Origin of the sequence: Rhizocola hellebori (assembly GCF_016862955.1) — a bacterium.
Taxonomy (GTDB): Bacteria; Actinomycetota; Actinomycetes; order Mycobacteriales; family Micromonosporaceae; genus Rhizocola; species Rhizocola hellebori.
Map to the genome: position 1 here is coordinate 78776 of NZ_BONY01000038.1, position 15323 is coordinate 94098.

At 67.2% G+C, this 15323-nt stretch carries 11 protein-coding genes; 3 read left to right on the plus strand and 8 right to left on the minus strand.

Features of this window, described 5'->3' with window-relative positions:
* Positions 1–27 precede the first annotated feature (27 nt).
* Entirely contained in the window at positions 28–825 is a 798-nt protein-coding gene (locus tag Rhe02_RS28280) for a carbon-nitrogen hydrolase family protein (RefSeq protein WP_203911421.1), read from the minus strand.
* Positions 826–1989, minus strand: coding sequence for a pyridoxal phosphate-dependent aminotransferase (locus Rhe02_RS28285; protein WP_203911422.1), 1164 nt, complete (start codon positions 1987–1989; stop codon positions 826–828).
* A gap of 36 nt (positions 1990–2025) precedes the next feature.
* Here Rhe02_RS28285 and Rhe02_RS28290 point away from each other — a divergent pair, with 36 nt between their 5' ends.
* Positions 2026–2766: an enoyl-CoA hydratase/isomerase family protein gene (locus Rhe02_RS28290; RefSeq protein WP_203911423.1), complete on the plus strand. Its 741-nt coding sequence runs from the start codon at positions 2026–2028 to the stop codon at positions 2764–2766.
* 15 nt (positions 2767–2781) lie between these two features.
* Here Rhe02_RS28290 and Rhe02_RS28295 read toward each other — a convergent pair whose 3' ends face one another.
* Positions 2782–4407 (minus strand): cellulose binding domain-containing protein, encoded by a 1626-nt coding sequence (locus Rhe02_RS28295; protein WP_203911424.1) that lies wholly within the window; start codon positions 4405–4407, stop codon positions 2782–2784.
* 166 nt (positions 4408–4573) lie between these two features.
* Between Rhe02_RS28295 and Rhe02_RS28300 the strand changes: the two genes are divergently transcribed.
* Positions 4574–6211 (plus strand): fibronectin type III domain-containing protein, encoded by a 1638-nt coding sequence (locus tag Rhe02_RS28300; protein WP_203911425.1) that lies wholly within the window; start codon positions 4574–4576, stop codon positions 6209–6211.
* A gap of 41 nt (positions 6212–6252) precedes the next feature.
* Here Rhe02_RS28300 and Rhe02_RS28305 read toward each other — a convergent pair whose 3' ends face one another.
* The 4 genes from Rhe02_RS28305 to Rhe02_RS28320 are packed head-to-tail and all read right to left on the minus strand — an operon-like array spanning position 6253 to position 8970.
* Positions 6253–7425 (minus strand): hypothetical protein, encoded by a 1173-nt coding sequence (locus tag Rhe02_RS28305; protein WP_203911426.1) that lies wholly within the window; start codon positions 7423–7425, stop codon positions 6253–6255.
* A 3-nt stretch (positions 7426–7428) separates the two neighbouring features.
* Positions 7429–7929, minus strand: a complete 501-nt coding sequence (locus Rhe02_RS28310) for a SigE family RNA polymerase sigma factor (RefSeq protein WP_203911427.1) — start codon at positions 7927–7929, stop codon at positions 7429–7431.
* 53 nt (positions 7930–7982) lie between these two features.
* The gene (locus Rhe02_RS28315; protein WP_203911428.1) at positions 7983–8639 is read right to left on the minus strand and encodes a YidC/Oxa1 family membrane protein insertase; all 657 of its coding nucleotides are present in this window, start codon (positions 8637–8639) and stop codon (positions 7983–7985) included.
* Between the two features lie 49 nt (positions 8640–8688).
* On the minus strand, positions 8689–8970 hold the full coding sequence (locus Rhe02_RS28320; protein ID WP_203911429.1) for a DUF6412 domain-containing protein: 282 nt from the start codon (positions 8968–8970) through the stop codon (positions 8689–8691).
* A gap of 165 nt (positions 8971–9135) precedes the next feature.
* Here Rhe02_RS28320 and Rhe02_RS28325 point away from each other — a divergent pair, with 165 nt between their 5' ends.
* A complete protein-coding gene (locus Rhe02_RS28325) occupies positions 9136–14427 on the plus strand; it encodes a ThuA domain-containing protein (protein ID WP_203911430.1) in 5292 nt (1763 codons plus the stop codon).
* Positions 14428–14615: 188 nt separating this feature from the next.
* On the opposite strand, the gene Rhe02_RS28330 is transcribed toward Rhe02_RS28325, so the two are convergent.
* Entirely contained in the window at positions 14616–15074 is a 459-nt protein-coding gene (locus tag Rhe02_RS28330; RefSeq protein WP_203911431.1) for a hypothetical protein, read from the minus strand.
* Between the last annotated feature and the right edge of the window lie 249 nt (positions 15075–15323).

Here is a 15323-nt window from a genome sequence, read left to right on the forward strand (position 1 = left end):
GCCGCACCGGCACAAACGCAGTAGCTGTCACAGCCGCCGATTGGCCAGGCTCGGCAACTCCGCCCGGATCTTGGTCAGCCGCTCCAGGTCGAGGTCGATCACGGTGACCCCGATGGTGTCGGGGGCCTGCGCGATGACGGTGCCCCATGGATCGATCACCATGCTGCGGCCGTAACAGGTGCGGCCCGGGTCGTGGTCGCCGATCTGGCCAGCCGCCACCACGTAACACTGGTTCTCGATCGCGCGAGCACGCAGCAGAACCTCCCAATGGTCCTTTCCGGTGTGCAGCATGAACGCGGCCGGCACGAGGATCACCTGAGCGCCGCCCTCGACCGCGAGCCGCCGGTAGAGCTCGGGGAAGCGAAGGTCGTAGCAGATCGACAGCCCGACCCGCACGCCCTCGACGTCGGCGACGACGGTTTCCGCCCCGGGGGCGATCACCGAGGATTCCAAATAGGACACCCGGCCCGGGATCTCGACGTCGTAGAGGTGGATTTTGCGGTAGGCCGCGACCAGGGTGCCGGCCCGGTTGAACAGCGGAGCCGTGTTGTGGCTGCGCTGCGGATCGGAGCTGGCCTCGTGGAACGACCCGGCGAGCACCCACATCCCCAGCTGCCGCGCGGCTTGCGCGAAAAAGCTCGCATATTCACCGTCGAGCGGCTCGGCCTTGGGCGTGCCGTCGGCCGGGCCGAGGTAGTCGGTGAATTCCGGCAGCACGGCCAGGTCGGCCCCGGCCTGAGCGGCGCGCTCCAACAGGTCCCGGGCGGAGGCGAGGTTGGCGGCGCGATCCGATCGCGCGTTGAGCTGGCATACCGCTACCCGCATCTAAAAGCTCCTCTCGAGCCTGGCGATGGCTTCATCCAGTACCACATCAGACTTGCAAAAAGCGAAACGCACATAACGCTTTCCGGACTCGACGTCGTCGAAGAAGACCTGAGCCGGGATGGCCACCACCCCGGCCTTGGCCACCAGATGATGACAGAATTCGATGCCGTCGTCGAAGCCCAGCGACCGCGCGTCGATCTGCAGGAAATACGTTCCCTCACACGGATATGTCTTGGCGCCGCACGCCTCCAGCCCGGCCCGCAGCCGGTCGCGCCGGGACTGCAGATCGGCGCACAGCGCACTCACCCAGCCCAGCTCCTCGGTCAGCCCGACCGCGACCGCCGCGTGAAACGGCGTCCCGCCGGCGAAAGTGAGGAACTGCTTGGCTTTGCGGGCCGCCGCCACCAGGTTGGCCGGACCGCAGGCCCAGCCCACCTTCCAGCCGGTGGCGCTGAAGGTCTTACCCGCCGAGGAGATGGTCAGCGTTCGCTCGGCCATGCCGGGCAGAGTCGCGAGCGGGAGATGCGCCAGGCCGTCGTAGATCAGGTACTCGTAGACCTCATCAGTGACCGCGATCAGATCGTGCTCGATGCACAGCGCGGCGATCAGCTCCAGCTCCTGGCGGGTAAAAACCTTCCCGGTCGGATTGTGCGGGCTGTTGAGCAGCAACAGTTTCGTGCGCGGGGTGATCGCCGCGCGCAGCTCATCGGGATCGAAGCCGAAGCGCTCGCCGTCGGGCCGCAGCTGCACCGGCCGCCGCACCGCGCCCGCCATCGCCAGGTTGGCCAGATAGCTGTCGTAGTAGGGCTCGAAGAGCACCACCTCATCGCCGGGCTCGCAGAGCGCGATGATGGCCGAGGCGATCGCCTCGGTGGCGCCCGCGGTCACCATGATCTGCCCGTCGGGGTCGAACTCCTGCCCGTAGCGGGCCTGCCGGGTGCTCGCGATCGCCTGCTTCAGCTCGGGCAGGCCATCCAGCGGCGGGTACTGATTGAGGCCCGACGCGATCGCCGCCTGCGCCGCGGCGAGCACCTTGGGCGGGCCGTCGCTGTCAGGGAAACCCTGACCCAGGTTGACCGCCCCGGTTTTGCGCGCGAGCGCGGTCATCTCGGTGAAGATGGTCGTCCCGACATCGCGAAGCTTGGAACTGGTGAGGTCACGCACGCCGTCCAGGCTACCGGTCGATGTTTTAATCACGACATGATGAAGCTCGAAGATGTCGAGGGCGTGACCGTGGTCCGGATGGCCCACGGCAAGGTCAACGCCCTGGACCTGGAACTGTGTCAGGCCATCACCGCGACGTTCCGCGACCTGGCCACCGAGGCGCACAGGGGCATCGTGCTGACCGGTGACGGCTCGGCCTTCAGCGCGGGCGTCGACCTTTGGCGCATCGTTGAGGGCGGGCCTGATTACGTCGACGCCTTCATCCCGGCCCTCGTCGACGCCTTCACTTCGGTGCTCACCTGTGAAAAGCCGGTCGTCGCCGCCGTCAACGGGCACGCCATCGCGGGCGGCTGCGTGCTGACCAGCTGCTGCGACCACCGGATCATGACCACCGGACGCGGCGGCATCGGCATCCCGGAACTGGTGGTGGGGGTACCTTTCCCGGCCGCCGCCTTCGGCATCATGGCTCACGCGGTCGGCCCGCAGCGGGCACGCCAGATGGCCCTGTCCGGAAAGGTCTATTCGCCCGCCGAAGCGCTGGAGCTCGGCGTGGTCGACGAGCTCGCCGAGCCCGAAACCGTGCTGAGCTATGCGGTCTCGCACGCCGCGCGGCTTGCCACCACCATCCCGCAGGACACCTTCCGCCTGCACAAAGCGCACGTGCGAGGGCTGACCCCCGCGCCGGACTACGACGCGGAGGTCACCCGGATCTGGCGGGAGCGCGCCGCCGACGGCTGGATAGCCGACTACATGGCGCGTGCCACCAAACGCCGCTGACTGTGCGGCAGTCGCCTACGCGGCGACCACCGCGCAGGTGAGCCCGTTGAGCTTGAATCCGGTGGGAGCTGGGCTCGACGGGCCGTTGCCGGTGAAGGCCGGGGCCCAATTCGCCGCGGGCGCAAGGTTCGGCGCCCACGCCGGGGCGCGGACGGTGAAGGTGGGGGCCGCGAAGCTCCACGTCGCGTTCCAGCCGTTGCCCAGCGAGACGCCGCTGGGCGCGGTGAACGTCAGCACCCAGTTGCTGAACGTCGTGGATCCGGTGTTGCGCACCGTGACGGTGGCGTTGAATCCGCCTCCCCACGTGGAATCCACCTTGTAACTCACCTGACACGACGAGCTGCCACTCGGTGACGGCGACACCGATGGTGAAGGTGACACCGAAGGCGAGGGCGACACCGACGGCGAGGGCGCTGAGGTGGGCGATGAGGTTGGCGGCGTACCTGCCGACTTGGCGATCATATTGGCGGAGTGCTGACGGAAGACGTTCAGCTGGGCCGCGCCGAAGGTGGTGTCGAAGCCGCCCCCGCCGCTGCCATCCTTGTACCACCAGAAGCCGCTGCCGTCACCGCCGGCCGCCTCGAAGTCGGTATAGATCTGCGACCACCAGTTCGACCAGTCGGAGTGCACGTTCCACTCCCCCATGTAGAACGGCTTGCCGACCACGTTGTGCGAGTCCGCGATCCAAGCCCGGATAAGCGTTTTCGTGCGCGGAATATCCAGACCGGCCCAGCCCTCGGTGGGATAGGGATGCGCCGAGGTGAAGTCGATGGAAGGCGACTGGTGGATGAAGACGAACGGGTTGCCTTCGTTGCCACCGAAGCCGTAGCGCGACTCGTGCCCCTCCAGGCCCGCGCCGAGCAGGTGATTGCTATCGATGCTCTTGACGTGGGCGCCCATCTCGTCGACCCAGGCCCGCAGGGTGGCCCCGGAGGTGTTCTCGGCCTGGCTGACGTCCTGATAACGGGGCTCGTTCATCAGCTCCCAGGCGAAGATGGCCGGCTCGTCCTTGTACCTGATGCCGCTGTAATGGTTGACCCGGTTAAGCGCGTAGGTGATGTAGTTCTTGTACGAGGTGAAGCAGCCCGGGCATTGCTGCTTGTTGAAGAACTTGGCCCGGCCGGGATGCCCACCGGTGAGGCCTTCCCACGCCAGCCGGGTGTCGATGCCGCCGTAGGCCTCCCAATAGTTCTCGAAGACCGGGATGAGCATGACGTTGTGCGCCTTAGCCGACTGGATCACATAGTCGAACAAGGCGAACTGCTGGTCGTTGTAGACGCCTTTGGAAGGCTCAAAACCGTGCCAGCTCTCATGGCTGAACATCCACAGCCGCAACACGGTCACCTTGTCGGCCTGCAGATGGGTGAAGTGCGCGTCGATGCGCGCCTTGTCCATGTAGGTGGTTTCGGTGTCGCCCCAGCTGCCGCCGTAGGTGAACACGTCGTAGGTGTTGGCGCCGGCGAAGTAGAAGGTCTTGCCGTTGAAGCAGAAGTGGATGCCACAACGCTGGGCGAACGTGGTGGCGGCGCCGGCTCGGGCGATCAGCATCACGCAGGCCATCGCGACCGCGAGCGCGATGGCGACAGCCAGCGCGACCGGGCGCAGCACGCGACGCGTGCCAAGAGCTAGGGGGACGTTCATAGCTCACCTCATAGCGGGTTAATGAACCGGTTAAGCCACGCTAACGGGAGCGCTCCCATGCAGTCAAGGGCGTCACTTCATGCACGCTTGACATCGCCGCGCAGCCGAGCGCATGGTGGGAGCGCTTCCATCGAAGCTCTTGAACCCGTCCCACGGAGGCGCCCCCATGTCTCGATCTTCACGAACCACCAGGTGGCCGACGCGCATCGCCACTGCCGTCGTCGCCGCCCTGGCCGCGACGTTCGCCTTGACCGTCATCGCGCCGTCGGCGGCCATGGCGGCCCCGCTGCGGATCATGCCGCTTGGCGACTCCATCACCGGCGGACCCGGCTGCTGGCGGGCCCTGCTCTGGGATCGCTTGCAGCGCAACGGCTTCACCAACATCGACTTCGTCGGCACGCTGCCCGGCGGCGGCTGCTCGGTCGCCCACGACGGCGACAACGAGGGGCACGGCGGTTTTCTGGCCACCGGCATCGCCAACCAGAACCAGCTGCCGGGGTGGCTCTCCGCCACCCAGCCCGACATCGTCTTGATGCACCTGGGCACCAACGATGTCTGGAACAACGTCCCCGCCGCGACCATCATCGCCGCCTTCACCCGGCTGGTCGACCAGATGCGCGCCAGCAACGCGAGCATGAAGATCCTGGTCGCGCAGATCATCCCGATGGCCCCGAGTGGCTGCACCTGGTGCCCGCCCGGGGTCACCGCGCTCAACAACGCCATCCCGGGCTGGGCCGCCGGGATGAGCACGGCACAATCACCGATCACGGTGGTCGACCAGTTCACCGGCTTCGACACGGTCGCGGACACCAACGGCGACGGGGTACACCCCGACGACTCGGGCTTCCAGAAGATCTCCGACCGGTGGTACCCGGCGCTGACCCCGCTTCTGGGAGGCCAGCCCACGCAACCGCCCGGAACGCCCGGCACGCCGGTGGCCTCCGGAGTCACCGCGTCTTCGGTCGCTCTGACGTGGACGGCATCCTCGGGAACGGTCACCGCCTATCAGATTGAGCGGTGCCAGGGCTCGGCCTGCACCAATTTCGTCCAAATTGGAACCTCGGCGACCGCGACGTTCCTCAACAACTCCGGCCTGACCGCAAGCACCACCTACCGATACCGGGTGCGCGCCAGCAATTCGGCGGGGGCCTCGCCCTACTCCGGCATCGTCAACGTCACCACCACGAGCTCAACCGGTTGTGTACCCACCAACCTGACCGTCACCGGCTCCGGCCCCTCTTCCATCACGCTGAGCTGGTCCCCGCCACCGGCATCGTGCAACACCGCGGGATACGACGTGTTCCGCGCCGCTGGCGCGAGCGGCGGCAGCTTCGCCCTGGTCGGCCAGCCGGTCAACCCGCCGTTCACCGACACCGGCCTGGCCTCGGCCTCCACCTTCCGGTACCAGGTAAGAGCGCGCGACACCCAGAACAACGTCGGCCCGTTCACCCCGGTCCTGGCCGCCACCACTACCAGCGGTGGGGGTTCGGGCGGCTGTTCGGCGACGCTGACCCTGCAAACCGGGTGGGGCAACGGTTACGTCATGCAGCCCAACACGGTGACCAACACCGGCACGTCGGCCATCACCGGCTGGACGGTCACCTTCGCGCTGCCGGCCGGGCACACCATCACCGGCTCCTGGAACGCGACCGTGACCATCAGCGGCCAAACCGTGACCGCGCGCGGAATCAGCGGCCAGAACGCCAGTCTCGGCGCAGGCGCCTCGACCACCTGGGGATTCCAGGCGACCCGGCCCAACGGCAACACGGCGGTGCCCTCCGGCGCCACCTGCACCAGCCCTTAGCACCCAACCGGGTGACCTCCGCACCGGCGGAGGTCACCCGGCTAGTGACAGCGCCAAATGACGCCCGCGTAGGGGATTTCTGTGCGGTGCCCGGTGACCACGGTCGTGTCGGCGGCGACGCTGTCGAGGACGACATGGGCTGAACCTGGCGGCGGCGGCAGCGTAATGAACGTGGTTCCGTCGGTCAGCACCCGCTGACCCTTGTTGTCCAAGCGCTGTCCGATGAACCAGCCGATGGCGCTGACCGACATCTCGCCTTCAAGCAGGATGTTGGGAAAGCGCCGGAATTCATGGGTCCGCGTGTTGAGGACGAAGGCATCGGGTTTGGAAGCCTCATCTTTCGCCGGGACCTGGCCACCGATCCATTCGCCACCCCCGACGGCCACCGCGACGCTCAGCCCGCCGGGGGTGGGCAGTGCCGAACCCTTGCCATCCGGCGTCCACAGATAGGGACCTCCCTGATAGCTGCCGGCCTGCGCGAAGCCCGCCGACCCCAGAACCCGGCCATCGTCGGTGACGACGGAGGCCATGCCGGAGTTGGCGCCGTCAGGCAGCGCCAGCTTTTCGGGTGCGCTGGTGAGCGAACGCCATCGCACCGGACGCCAGTGGCCCTCGAACAGCTGCGAGCCGGCTATCACCCCGGAGGCGTTGACGGAGGAAACGCGGGAGTCCTGGCTTTGCGGCAAGACCTGCAGCTTTCCGTTGGCATAGGCGAAGACGACGACGCCGGTGTTGCCGACCAGCCGGCCGACCACCATTCCCGAAGCGCTGATCGCATCGACATAGCCGCTGTTGCCGGCCGGAATGGGGATCCTCTCGATCTTCCCGTCGCGCCAGATCGCGGGCTGGTGGCGGGCCACTTCCTCGGCGTTGCTGTCCTCGACCGTTCCGGCGAAATGCCTTCCGGTGGGATCGGTATTGAAGGTCAGAAACCCAGCCGCGGTCTGGGCGACCTCGCACGCCGCCGGGTTGCCCGCCATCGACGGCGACGATGATGGCAGGGCCAACGGCGGGGCTTGCGGCCGCTGGCTTTGCAGGGCTATCGGCACCGCCGTGATCACTGCCAGCACAGCGATCGCGCTGCCCACATGGCGCACGCGACGGCGACGCCTCCCCGCCGTCATGGCCAGCCCGATGTCCACTGTGGACGGAGGCATCGGCTCCTCGGCCAACAGGGCCGGTAGGTGCCGGCCGAACTCTTCGTCAATATTCATGGTTCACCCTCTCCCGGAAGCCACGGCGATCAGTTCGTCGCCGAGCAGACGACGCAGCTTCGCCAGCCCGTCGGCGGTTTGGCTCTTGACCGTTCCGGCCGAACAGCCCAACGCGGCAGCGGTGTCGTCGACCGACAGGTCGCTCAGAAACCGCAGCACGACCACGGCGCGTTGCCGTTTGGGCAGCTGCAGCAGGGCGGCCCGCAGGTCGAGCCGGGCCGCCGCGTCGTCGGATCGGGCAGCGGCCTCCGGGGCCTGTGCCACGAGCCGCACTTTCGCCCACGACCTGCGCCGCTCGTCGATGAACTCACGCAGCAGGATGGTGCGCAGGTACTGGTCGAGGTTGGCGACGTCGGCAAGCTTGCGCCAGCGCACGTAAAGCTTCGTGATCGCCTGCTGAACCAGGTCATCTGCTCGGTGCGCATCGCCACAGAGCAGAAAGGCCAGCCGGCGCAACGATTCCAGCCGCGCGCTGACGAAGTCGGTGTACTCGGCGTCTTTCACGCGACTATGACGTGGGCGGCCGGGCGGCGGGTTGGGTCATCGGCACAAGATACTCAGCCCAGCCAGTGCCGCAGCGCGACCGTCTGCGCCACTGTCCACGCGGTGGTCGTCACCAGGTACAGGCTGGCGGCCAGCGGCACGAAGATGGCGAAAACGGTGGTGAGATAGGGAAGGATCTTCAGGAGCGGGTGGGGCTTCGCGCCGGGGGCCTGCAGTAGCCGCGATGACAGGTAGCCGATCGCGGCGAGCGTGACCAGCAGCAACACGAAGACGATCACCTGAGGACCGGTGGCGCCGAGCAGGTGTGCGCCCAGCGGGACGCCGAACATGGTCTGCTGCATGAGCAGGTTCGCCCCGCCACCCACGGTCGGGGAGACGAACAGCTGGTAGAGGGCGGCGAAGACCGGCATCGGCACCAGCATGGGCAGGCAGCCGCGAAACATCGCGCCGCCCTCCGTGCGGTAGAGGTCGCCCAGCTCGGTCTCCAATCGCTTGGGGCTGTTGACATAGCGCTCGCGCAACGCGGCCATTTTGGCCAGCAACGCGTTTCGGCGTTTGTCCGCTTTGTGCTGGGCGACTCCGACGGGTACCAGGACCAGCCGCACCAATCCGGTGGCGATCACGATCGCAGCGGCGACGGGCAGGTGGGTGAGGCTGGCGAGGCCGGCGACGAGATAGTTCGCGGGCACGGCAAGAAAGTCAAAGGGCATGGCAGAACTCCAATGTGGACGAGACGGGAAAGGTTGACCTGACTGGATGTCAGGCGATTCCCGGAGCTCTCGGCCTGGGATGTCCCGCCGCGTCTGGATGGGCGTGCCGCAGATAGAGCACGCCAGCCGCACCCTCACGGCGGATAGAGCCGCCGTCGGCCGCGGCGATGTCGCTCAACGCGACCCGGCTCAGCGCCACCGCGACGCAGACCGCCGCGACGGTGAGCGCCACGACACCGGCGAAGCCGCCCCCGGCCATGCTCGGCCCGATGGTCACCAGCAGCGCGAACAGTGCCAGGAGGCCTGTCCGGCGGAGCTGGAGGAGCAGCATGGCCGCAGTTTAGTCGACACGGGCAAGGCAAGACCATCAAGTCTTTGCTCTAGTTTGGGTTGACTTTTGCGTCGATATTGCTAGCTTGTTTCGAAGAACTTGCATCCTTTGCATGCCGTCCTCCGGTCTCCGCTCAACCGGGTCTACCTGGCAAGGAGATCACCCGTGTCCGCACTGCGCCGAGTAATGCTCTGCGCGGTGTTGGTGGCGACCGCCCTCATCGCCCCGACGCCGACCCAAGCCGCTCCCTACAACGTCCTCGTCTTCTCCAAGACCGCGGGCTTCCGGCACGACTCGATCGCCGCCGGCATCACCGCCATCCAGCAACTGGGCGCCGCGAACAACTTCACGGTCACCGCGACCGAGGACGCGGCCGCGTTCACCGACGCCAACCTGGCCAACTATGCGACCGTGGTCTGGCTGCACACCACCGGTGACGTGCTCGACGCCAACCAGCAGGCGGCCTTCGAGCGGTATATCCGCGCCGGTCACGGCTACGCGGGCGTGCACTCCGCCGCCGACACCGAATACGGCTGGGCCTGGTACGGCAACCTCGTCGGCGCCTACTTCGCCGCCCACCCCGCGGGCACCCCGACCGCCACGGTCAAGGTCGAGGACCCGGCGCACAACTCCACCGCGCACCTGCCCGCGCGCTGGTCACGTCTGGACGAGCTGTACAACTTCCAGACCAACCCGCGATCCAGCGGCGCCCACGTGCTCGCCAGCCTGGACGAGCGCAGCTACAGCGGCGGCACGATGGGGGCGGATCACCCGATCGCCTGGTGCAAGGCTTATGACGGTGGGCGGTCCTGGTACACGGGGCTGGGTCACACGATCGAGTCCTATAGCGACACTGCGTTCCGCAACCACCTGCTGGGCGGGATCCAGACGAGCGCCGGGGTCGTCGGGGCGGACTGCAAGGCCTCGCTGACCGGGAGCTTCTCCAAGGTCACGCTCGACAGCAACACGCAGAACCCGATGGAGCTCGACGTCGCCCCGGACGGGCGCGTCTTCTACATCGAGCGCGATGGCCGGGTGCAGATCATCAAGCCCGCGACCGGTACCACCGTCACCGCGATCTCGCTGAGCGTCTTCACCGGCAACGAGGACGGGCTGCTCGGCATCCGGCTCGATCCGAACTTCGCCAGCAACGGCTGGGTCTACCTCTACTACGCGCCGCCGGCCGGGGGCGCCCGAAATCAGATTTCCCGCTTCACCGTGGTCGGGGATTCGATCAGCCTTTCCAGCGAGGTGGTGCTGCTCCAGGTACCCACCCAAAGAAACACGTGCTGCCATGCGGGCGGCTCGATGACGTTCGACGCCGCCGGAAACCTCTATCTGGCAACGGGAGACAACACCAACCCGTTCGAGTCCGACGGCTACGCGCCGCTGGACGAGCGCGCCGGGCGGCAGGACTTCGACTCGCAGCGCACCTCGGGCAACACCAATGACTTGCGGGGCAAGATAATCCGCATCCACCCCGAGGCCAACGGCACCTACACCATCCCCAGCGGCAACCTTTTCCCGGTGGGCACCGCGCTCACCAAGCCGGAAATCTTCGCGATGGGCTTCCGCAACCCCTTCCGCATCGGTACCGACAAGGCCACCAACACGCTTTACGTGGCCGACTACGGCCCGGACGCGGGCGCGGAAAACCCGAACCGGGGCCCCTCGGGAACGGTCGAATGGAACATCGTCACCGCGGGCAACTACGGCTGGCCCTACTGCCACGGCAACAACTACGCCTACAACGACTGGACCTTCCCGTCCGGACCGAGCGGGCCGAAGTTCAACTGTGCCGCGCCGGTCAACAACTCCCCCAACAACACCGGCCTGCAGAACCTGCCCCCGGCCAGGGCCGCGACGGTCGACTATGACTACGATGGCAACCCGCTGTTCCCCGAGATCGGCGGCGGTGGCGCGCCCATGGGCGGCCCGGTCTACCGCTTCAACGCCGCGCTGAACTCCGCCCGCAAATGGCCCGCCTACTGGGACGGCAAGGCGCTTTTCGGCGAGTGGAACCAGAACAAGATGTACACGATGCAGGTCACCCCGGACGGCAAGTCGCTGGTCGACATCAACCAGCTGCTGCCCGGGATAAATGTGTTGCGCCCCATGGATTTGGAGTTCGGGCCGGACGGCGCAATGTACCTGATCGAATGGGGCACCGGCTTCGGCGGCAACAACGCCGACTCCGGCATCTACCGAATCGATTACACCGTAGGCGACGCCGCGCCGATCGCGGTGGCCTCGGGCACCCCGACCTCGGGTCCGACGCCGCTGACCGTGAACTTCTCCTCCGCCGGCTCCAACGACCCGGGCGGTCAGCCGATCACCTACGCCTGGACCTTCGGCGACGGCGGCACCTCCACCGCCCAGAACCCTTCGCACACCTACGCCACGGCCGGCAACTACACCGCGCAGCTGACCGTGCGCGACCCGGGTGGGCAGACCGGCGTGGCGAACGTGCCGATCACCGTGGGCAACACGGCTCCGATCGTCAACCTCACCTTCCCCGCGGACGGTGGCGTCTTCGGGTGGGGCGACCAGGTTCGTTACACCGCAACGGTCACCGACCCCGAGGACGGCACGGCCAACTGCTCGCGGATGGTGCTGCAGTACTACCTGGGCCATGACGAGCACGGTCACCCGATCCAGAACTACACCGGCTGCTCGGGTCTGGTGCAGATCCCGGCCAGCTCTGGACACGGCGACGACTCCAACGTCTTCTCGGTCTTCGAAGCCGTCTACGCCGACAACGGCGGTCTGGTCGGCCGCAAGCTGATTCAGTTGCAGCCCAAGCGAAAGCAGGCCGAACACTTCACCTCGACCGGCCGCGCCCCGGGCGCGATCGGCGGCGGCGACCCCGGCGTGCAGCGCGAAACCGCCTCGGACCCGGCCGGTGGATTCCAGAACATCGGCTTCATCGAGGACGGCGACTACTGGTCGTTCAGCCCGGTCAACCTCACCAACATCACCGCGATCGGGTTCCGGGTCGCCTCCGCCGCCGCGGGCGGGCGCATCGAGGTGCGCACCGGGTCCGCGAGCGGCACTCTGCTTGGCACAGCAACATTCGCGGCCACCGGCGGCTGGCAGACCTATATCGACGTTTCCACAGCAATCAATACGAGCACAGCCAGCGGCCCGCTCTTCTTCGTGGCCAAGAACCCGACCGGAAATACCGGTCAAGGCCCGATCATGAACGTCAACTGGGTCGACTTCGTCGGCCGTGGCATGGCCGACTCCAGCGCCCTGACGATCAGCCCATCGTCGGCGGCGTTCGGCTCGCTTCTGGTGGGCCAGACCAGCTCTCCGCAGGCGATCACCGTCAGCAATCCCAACCCGGGTCCGGCGAACATCTCGTCGGTCACCGTCAGCGGGCAGTTCACGCAGACCAACAGCTGCCCAACACAGCTCGGCGCGGGCGCCTCCTGCACCATCAACGTCCGCTTCGCCCCCACCTCGGCCGGCACCCAGGCCGGCACCCTGAGCGTCGCCAATTCCACTACGCCGCAACCACTCACGGTCGCGCTGACCGGGACAGGCATCAGCGGAACATCCAACCTGGCGCTGGGCAAGCCGATCACGGCGAGCTCACAGAACAACGGCTTCGTGGCGGGCAACGCCAACGACAACAACCCCGACACCTACTGGGAGAGCGCCAACAATGCCTTCCCGCAATGGATCCAGGTCGACTTGGGCGCGCCCACGCAGGTCGGCTCGGTGACGTTGCGGCTGCCTCCCGCCACGTCGTGGGGCACGCGCACGCAAACCCTTTCCGTGCAAGGAAGCAATGACGGCACCACCTTCTCCACCCTGTCGGCCTCGGCCGGGCGGGTCTTCGATCCGGCCACCGGCAACCAGGTGGCGATCTCCTTCGCCGCGGCTAGCGTTCGCTATGTCCGGGTCAACATCACCGCCAACACCGGTTGGCCGGCGGGCCAGGTTTCCGAGTTCCAGATTTTCCCGGGTACCGGCACACCCACCGCCACCCTGTCCGCTGCCCCGACCAGCCTCAGCTTCGGCTCGGTGAACGTGGGCACCACCACCAACCCGCAAACCTTCACCGTCACCAACACGGGCACAGCAGCCGCGACCCTGTCGTCGATCACGGCCGCCAGCCAGTTCGCGCAGACCAACAACTGCGGCAGCACTCTCGCCGCGGGCGCGTCGTGCATCGTGAGCGTGACCTTCTCCCCCACCTCGGCCGGGGCCAAGACCGGCACCGTGACGGTCAACAGCAACGCCACCAACCCGGCGCTGGCCGTCAACGTCACCGGCACCGGCGTCACGCCCGGCTCGGCGACGCTGACCGCCTCGCCCACCTCGCTCAACCTCGGCACTGTCAACGTGGGCGCCACCAGCCCGGCTATGGCGATCACCATCGCCAACACCGGCAGCGTCGCCGCTTCCGTCACCTCGATCGCGGCCGCCAGCCAGTTCGGCCAGACCAACAACTGCGGCAGCTCGATCGCCGCGGGCGCGTCCTGCACCGTCAACGTCACCTTCAGCCCGACCTCGGCCGGTGCCAAGACGGGCACCTTGACGGTCAACAGCAACGCCACCAACCCCACCCTGACCGTCAACCTCTCCGGCACCGGCACCACCGGCGGGGTCACCAACCTCGCTCTCAACCGGCCGGTGAGCGGCAACAGCAACCAGAACTTCGTGCCCGGCAACTCGGTGGACGGCAACGCGGACTCCTATTGGGAAAGCCCCAACAACGCATTCCCGCAATCCATCACCGTGGACCTCGGGGTGTCCGCTACGATCAGCTCGATAGTCCTGAAGCTCCCACCGGGCTGGGGCTCACGCAACCAGACGCTACAGATTCTGGGCAGCACCAACGGTTCCACCTTCAATTCAATCGTGGCCTCGACCACGTATACCTTCAACCCATCCACTGCCAACACGGTGACCATCAACGTTCCGGCCGGCACGACGGCCACCCACGTGCGGGTCACCATCTCCGCCAACACCGGCTGGCCGGCCGGGCAACTGTCCGAACTTCAGGTCATGGGAACCTCAGGCTCGCAACCCAACCCTGACCTAGCGCTCAACCGCCCGATCACGGCCAGCAGCATCACCCAGACCTATGTGGCCACCAACGCGGTCGACGGGAACTCCAGTACCTACTGGGAAAGCGCCGCGGGATTCCCGCAGACGCTCACCGTGGACCTCGGCAGCTCACAGTCGGTCAGCAGAGTGTCACTCAATCTGCCTCCGGCCGCGTCCTGGTCCACCAGGCAGCAAATTCTGTCCGTAGAGGGCAGCCCCACGGGTACCACATATTCCACTATCGTGGCTTCGTCCACCTATACGTTCAACCCGGCCACCGGCAACACGGTGACCATCACGTTCAGCTCGGCCAGCACCCGCTTCGTCAGGCTGAACTTCACGAGCAACACCGGCGCAGCAGGAGCGCAACTGTCCGTGCTCTCCGTCTACGCCGCGTAGTGACCGCCAGGCCCGGCGCTGCCGCTAGGGCGCGCCGGGCCGGGCTCTCCACTGCCGACACCCACCCCCTCCCCAGCGCGCCCCGATCGCGGCGCCGCTTACGCCGCCTGTCGGGTCCCATTGGGCAAGCCGCCCCACCCACGCGTCCCTGCGGTGTTTCGCTACCGTCCGTTCTGAGTAAGTCGCATTCAGCAAGCGACCCCAACGGCGATCCTGACGGTTTGCTCCCCTGACCCTGCCCGCACCATGATCGGCAGGCAGGACGGCTCGGCCACGTAGAAACCGCCCGCGTAGGCGCGCCAGCCGGTTTGCCCCACGCACGGCACGTGGTGGGTGACCGGGCCGGTCGTCGCGACCCCGTTCCACTCCAGGCGGGCACCGACCACCCCATCACCGACGGCCAGCTCGACCTCGGCGTCGGCCTTGACCACGAGGCCCTGCTTCGCGAACAGCTCACCCGGCTGGCCAACATCGTTGGCCTGCAACACCTTCTGCGTGGGCAGCGCTACCACGCCGAGCACGACCTCCAGGGTGCGCGGAGGCTCCGGCACGGTATCGACCGCGGTGGCGCATTGCTCCGGCCGCGCCGGGGTGGGCTGCGGCACCGGTCCCGGCTTCGCCTGGCTACAGGCAGACACGATCAACACGAGCGCACCTGCCACTGCTTTACGCATACCCATGGTGAGTCGTTCACCCGCTGTCCGGTTCCGCGCTAGAGACGGCTCGCTGGAGCCCGTGCATTCCGTCACGGCAAGAGCTGTCTTCTAAGAAGTCTTGGGCTGGCCGGCACAAGTCGGCTTGGATCGCCGCCACCTTCACTGTGACCTAGGCGGCGCACGTCGACTGGCCCAAACCCAGGGGGTTATGGCGGTTCGGGGCCGATGTGGTAGATGCGG

Bases quoted from the DNA above. Each gene is read 5' to 3' on its own strand.
- Rhe02_RS28280 (WP_203911421.1), bottom strand. From the start codon at position 825: ATGCGGGTAGCGGTATGCCAGCTCAACGCGCGATCGGATCGCGCCGCC.
- Rhe02_RS28290 (WP_203911423.1), top strand. From the start codon at position 2,026: ATGATGAAGCTCGAAGATGTCGAGGGCGTGACCGTGGTCCGGATGGCC.
- Rhe02_RS28295 (WP_203911424.1), bottom strand. From the start codon at position 4,407: ATGAACGTCCCCCTAGCTCTTGGCACGCGTCGCGTGCTGCGCCCGGTC.
- Rhe02_RS28300 (WP_203911425.1), top strand. From the start codon at position 4,574: ATGTCTCGATCTTCACGAACCACCAGGTGGCCGACGCGCATCGCCACT.
- Rhe02_RS28305 (WP_203911426.1), bottom strand. From the start codon at position 7,425: ATGAATATTGACGAAGAGTTCGGCCGGCACCTACCGGCCCTGTTGGCC.
- Rhe02_RS28315 (WP_203911428.1), bottom strand. From the start codon at position 8,639: ATGCCCTTTGACTTTCTTGCCGTGCCCGCGAACTATCTCGTCGCCGGC.
- Rhe02_RS28320 (WP_203911429.1), bottom strand. From the start codon at position 8,970: ATGCTGCTCCTCCAGCTCCGCCGGACAGGCCTCCTGGCACTGTTCGCG.